This window comes from Kitasatospora sp. NPDC057198 (genome assembly GCF_042670125.1).
Taxonomy (GTDB): Bacteria; Actinomycetota; Actinomycetes; order Streptomycetales; family Streptomycetaceae; genus Kitasatospora.
The window spans coordinates 1-4344 of sequence record NZ_JBHUWH010000583.1 but is presented as its reverse complement, the minus strand read 5'-3'; the positions used below and the strand labels follow the sequence as shown (position 1 = coordinate 4344).

General features: G+C 73.7%; 5 protein-coding genes. 2 read left to right on the top strand and 3 right to left on the bottom strand.

Going from position 1 to position 4344, the window contains the following annotated elements:
• Nucleotides 1-75: 75 nt before the first annotated feature.
• The 3 genes from ACFUEL_RS35885 to ACFUEL_RS35875 form a co-directional block, all read right to left on the bottom strand.
• A complete protein-coding gene (locus ACFUEL_RS35885; RefSeq protein WP_380241809.1) occupies nt 76-843 on the bottom strand; it encodes a VOC family protein in 768 nt (255 codons plus the stop codon).
• A gap of 93 nt (nt 844-936) precedes the next feature.
• Nucleotides 937-1578 (bottom strand): TIGR03085 family metal-binding protein, encoded by a 642-nt coding sequence (locus tag ACFUEL_RS35880; RefSeq protein ID WP_380241807.1) that lies wholly within the window; start codon nt 1576-1578, stop codon nt 937-939.
• A gap of 17 nt (nt 1579-1595) precedes the next feature.
• The gene (locus tag ACFUEL_RS35875) at nt 1596-2108 is read right to left on the bottom strand and encodes a hypothetical protein (RefSeq protein ID WP_380241805.1); all 513 of its coding nucleotides are present in this window, start codon (nt 2106-2108) and stop codon (nt 1596-1598) included.
• A gap of 156 nt (nt 2109-2264) precedes the next feature.
• Between ACFUEL_RS35875 and ACFUEL_RS35870 the strand changes: the two genes are divergently transcribed.
• Nucleotides 2265-2579: a hypothetical protein gene (locus tag ACFUEL_RS35870; RefSeq protein WP_380241804.1), complete on the top strand. Its 315-nt coding sequence runs from the start codon at nt 2265-2267 to the stop codon at nt 2577-2579.
• Entirely contained in the window at nt 2579-4309 is a 1731-nt protein-coding gene (locus ACFUEL_RS35865; protein WP_380241802.1) for a WXG100 family type VII secretion target, read from the top strand. Before ACFUEL_RS35870 ends, ACFUEL_RS35865 begins: the two co-directional genes overlap by 1 nt.
• Nucleotides 4310-4344 lie beyond the last annotated feature (35 nt).

The window sequence follows — 4344 nt, the reverse complement described above, 5'->3', positions numbered from 1 at the left end:
GGCCAGGTCAAGGACGAACTCCGGGCCACCGGGCACCCCGTCCGCTGACGGCCGCTCAGGAACCCCGCCGGTGCGCTACCGGCGGGGTTCCGGCTCCAGGATCGCGAACTGCGCGCCGAACGGGTCCGCCAGCACCGCGATCCGGCCCACCGCCGGGACCGGCTCCGGCGGGACCAGGATGCTGCCGCCCGCCCGCCGGACCCCGTCCGTGGCCAGCAGCGCGTCCGCCACCGCGAAGTGCACCAGCCAGCCCACGTCCACCCGCGGGTGCACGCCGGTGGCCCCGCCGAAGTCCTCCGGGCCCTCCGCCGGGCCCAGCACCGTGTACTCCACCCCCGGCAGCTCGGAGGGCCGGGCCCGCCAGTCGAACAGGCCCCGGTAGAACCGCAGCGCCCCCGGCACGTCCGGCGTGCGCAGCTCCGCCCAGCACAGCGTGCCCGGCCCGCCCGCCGCCCCCGCCACGACCTCCGCCGCCCCCTCGGACTGCCACACCCCGAACCGGCCGCCGAGCGGATCCGTGAACCGCGCCGAGCGCCCCTGCCCCGGCAGCCCCGCCGGCCGGGCTGACACCGTGCCGCCCGCGCGCTCCACCGCCGCCGCGACGGCGTCCGCGTCCGCCGTGCGGAAGCACACCGTCCAGGACGGCAGCGCCTCCGCCTCCGACAGCGGCCCCAGCGACGCCACCCGCCGGCCCCCGGAACGGAAGAACCCGCGGCCGCCCGGGCCGGCCGGCTCCGGCTCCCAGCCGAACACCGCACCGTAGAACAGCGCGGACTCGGCGAGGTCCGGACTGCCGAGGTCGATCCGGTTCGGCGTACCGGGCCGGGGGACGGTGCTCACCATGGCGCGCTCCTGGACGTGCGGGGACGGGGTCGTCGGACCGTCGGGTCACGGCCAGGCTGGCACACCGACCGGGCAGAACGGGCCGACGCGCCGTCAGCCCCGGGGCGGCAGCGGCAGCACGTGCCCCAGCGTCTCCACCGCCTCCGGCACCCCCTCCGCCACCACCGCGGCCCGCGCGCCCCGCCCGTACAGGAACAGCACCAGCTCGCCCGGCTCCCCGCGCACCGTCACCACCGGCGTCCCCCGCCGCCGCACCAGCGCCTCCCGGCCGTCCGGGTGCACCAGCCGCAACGAGACCGGCGACTTCGCGTCCCCGAACCGGGCCACCGCCGGCAGCCGCTTCCACAGCGCCTCCGCCAGCTCCGGCGACAGCGGCTCCGGCTCGAACGGCACCGCCCGGCGGACGTCCTCCGCGTGCACGAAGAACTCCACCAGGTTCGCCGCCGCGTCCACCCCCGGCAGGTTGAACGGCGAGAAGGCCGGCGGCCCCGACCGGAACGACTTCACCAGCCCCTCGTACCCCCGCCCCGCCACCTCCCCCTGCACCCGCTCCGTCCACCCCGCCAGCGCCCCCACCCGGATCCCCGCCGCCGCGTCCGGCCGCCCCTCCCGCACCACCAGGTGCGCCGCCAGGTCCCGCGCGGCCCACCCCTCGCACAGCGTCGCCCCCTCGGGCCCCGCCGCCGCCAACAACCGACTCAACCGGGCCCGTTCACCCTGCGCAAGACTCGCCATGCACCCAGCCTACGGCGTCAGTGGAGGGGGGCGGTCAGCTTGCGGTCGTCGTTCTGGTTGCTGACGGTCACCGCGCAGCTCGCCTCCCGGAAGCCCTGCCGGTAGTACTGGGCGCCGGGGGAGAGCGGGCTGTTGTAGTACGGAGTCGTACCGCCCTGCCGCTGCTTCACGGCGGTGTACTCGTCCTTGCAGAGCCGCAGGGTGGCCTGGACGATCGCGCCGTCGTCGGTCAGCCCTTCGGGCAGCACCACGACGGAGATCGTCTCGGAGTCGTGCGGCTGGTCGCACGGGACGACCCCGGTCGTCGTGACCTTGCTGAGCCACGGCACCACCAGGCACGTCCCCGGCGGGTAGAACGGGTACGGGTAGGTCTTCGACGGGCTGGGGCTGGGCGTGGGGGACGGTGACGCCGGTGGCGGGGGCGGGGCGGCGGCGGGTTGCTTCGCGGCGGGCCACAGCAGTAGTGCCGCCGCCGCGACGGCGATCGCGGCCACCAGCCCGGCGAGGAATGCCTTCTGTCGTCCACTCATGCGAACCCCCCTGGAATCAAGGCCATTCTGAGGGTGCAACAGCTGTCACGTCAGTCCTTTTCGGACATTGGTTTGCTCGTCCTTTGCATGCGGATCAGTAGGATGACCGGCCTGTCGGATGGATGTACGAAGACACGACGGAGAAGGGCAACTGCCATGGGGGACAACGGGTTTGAGGTCGAGCCCAGTGTGCTCGACCGCTACTCGTCGCTGCTGGCCGAGCAGGCCGAGCAGTTGAACCGGATCGCGGCGGCCACCGCCGCGATCACCATCTCGTCGGACGCGTTCGGGCACCTGCCGAACGCCCAGCACCTGGCGACGGCGTACCAGGAGCACGCCGGCGCCAGCCACGAGAACGTCGGGCTGCTCGGCAACGCGGTGAACGGCACCTCGCGGGGGCTGGCGGGGGTGTCGCGGAACTACACGGACCACGAGGAGTACGTGGCCGGCACCATGGGGGGTGGTCGGTGATGCGGAGCAGCGGTTCGCGCAGCAGTGGCGGCGGTGGTGGCGGCAGCACCTCGCACAGCACCAGCACCTCGCACAGCACCAGCACCTCGCACAGCACCAGCACCTCGCACAGCGGCACCAGCACCTCGCACAGCACCAGCAGTCAGCCGACGGTGACCCACCCGAGCACGGTGGACGACGGCCGGCCGGCGCCGAGGGTGGGGGATCCGAGCACGATCCGCACCGGGTCGAGGCATGCCGGGGCCGCCGAGCCCGCGGCCCCGGTGGAGGAGCCGGTCGAGCCGGACCGGTCGAAGTGGTTCGGCGGCGGGCTCGGGCAGGGGTTGAAGGACACCGCCGCGGAGAGCGCCAAGAACTTCGCCGCCAGTGCGGCGGGCAACTTCGGCGGCAAGGCCGGGGACTGGGCCGCCGACAAGGTGTTCGGATCCTCCGGCGAGGGGGAGGGCGGGGGCGAGGGCGAGGAGGAGGCTCCGGTGGGGGCGGGCCTGGCCCACGCCGTGATGGACCAGGCGCGGCTGCTCGGCCCCACCACCCAGCCCGGACCGGGCTCCGACGCGATGGGGCCGGAGGGCTGGAGCACCCAGCCCGCGTACGTGTCGCCGGGCGGCGGGTTCGGCGGCGCGATCACCACCCAGCCCGGACGGCTCGGAGGACCGGCGGCCGGGATGTTGGCCGGGCGCAGCGACGCGTACGCGTGGGCGCAGGCGCAGGTCGAGGAGAAGATCCAGCAACTGGAGGAGGCGCAGCACAAGTCGCGCGGCGGCCTGAGCGGCGCGATCGACGGGCTGGTGGTGGAGGCGCTGGAGCAGTCCGGGCTGCTGGACGCGCTGGAGAAGGTCACCGGCAAGCTGGACGAGCTGAACTACGCCACGATGGAGTGGCAGGCCCAGGCGGGTGCGGTGCGGTCGGTGGCGGCGGAGCTGCGCTCCGGCGTGATGCCGGTGGCGGAGAGCTGGTCGGGGTCGGCGAGCGACGCGTTCGGCGGTCACATGGGCGACGTCGCGGACGCGCTCGACCAGACCGCCGAAGAGATGATGCAGACCGCGCAGATCATCAACTCGGCCGCGCAGGAGTGCGCGGTGGCCGAGGGGATGGTGATCGACATCATCACCGAGGCGATCGAGTCGCTGATCGTGTCGCTGGCCGCGGAGGCGGTGCTGACGGTGGTCACCTTCGGCGCGGCCGCGGTGGTCGGCGCGATCCTGGACGAGGCGGAGATCGGCGTCTTCATCGCCCGGGTGGCCCAGGTGTCCAACAAGCTGGCGAGGGCGCTGGAGGAGCTGCTGAAGGCCCTGCAGGAGATGGGCAAGGCGGTGAAGGCGACCCGGAGCATCGGCGACATCGCCAAGGTGATGGAGAAGATGGAGAAGGTCGAGAGCACCTTCAACAAGCTCCGGACGCTGGAGGAGGACGGGACCAAGGCCGCCAAGTACGCCCAGAAACTCACCGACAAGGCCGCCCAGAAGGCCGAGTCCTGGGCCCAGGACCAGGTCGAGGACTGGATGGGGATGGACAAGGGCGACCGCGACGGCGTCCAGGTCGGGGACGGCACCCTCAAGGGCAACCTCAAGGCGGCCGGGCAGACGGCGGCGGGGGTCGCCAAGGACGCCTGGCACGACGAGACCAACCAGAACGCGATCAAGGGCGAGTTCCTGAACGACATCGGCCTGGACCAGGAGCCGGACCCCTACCGGGTGGACCGCTCGCGGATCCAGACGGCGTTCGGCTGATCGGTCCGGCCGGGCCGGCCCCCACCGGGTGGGGG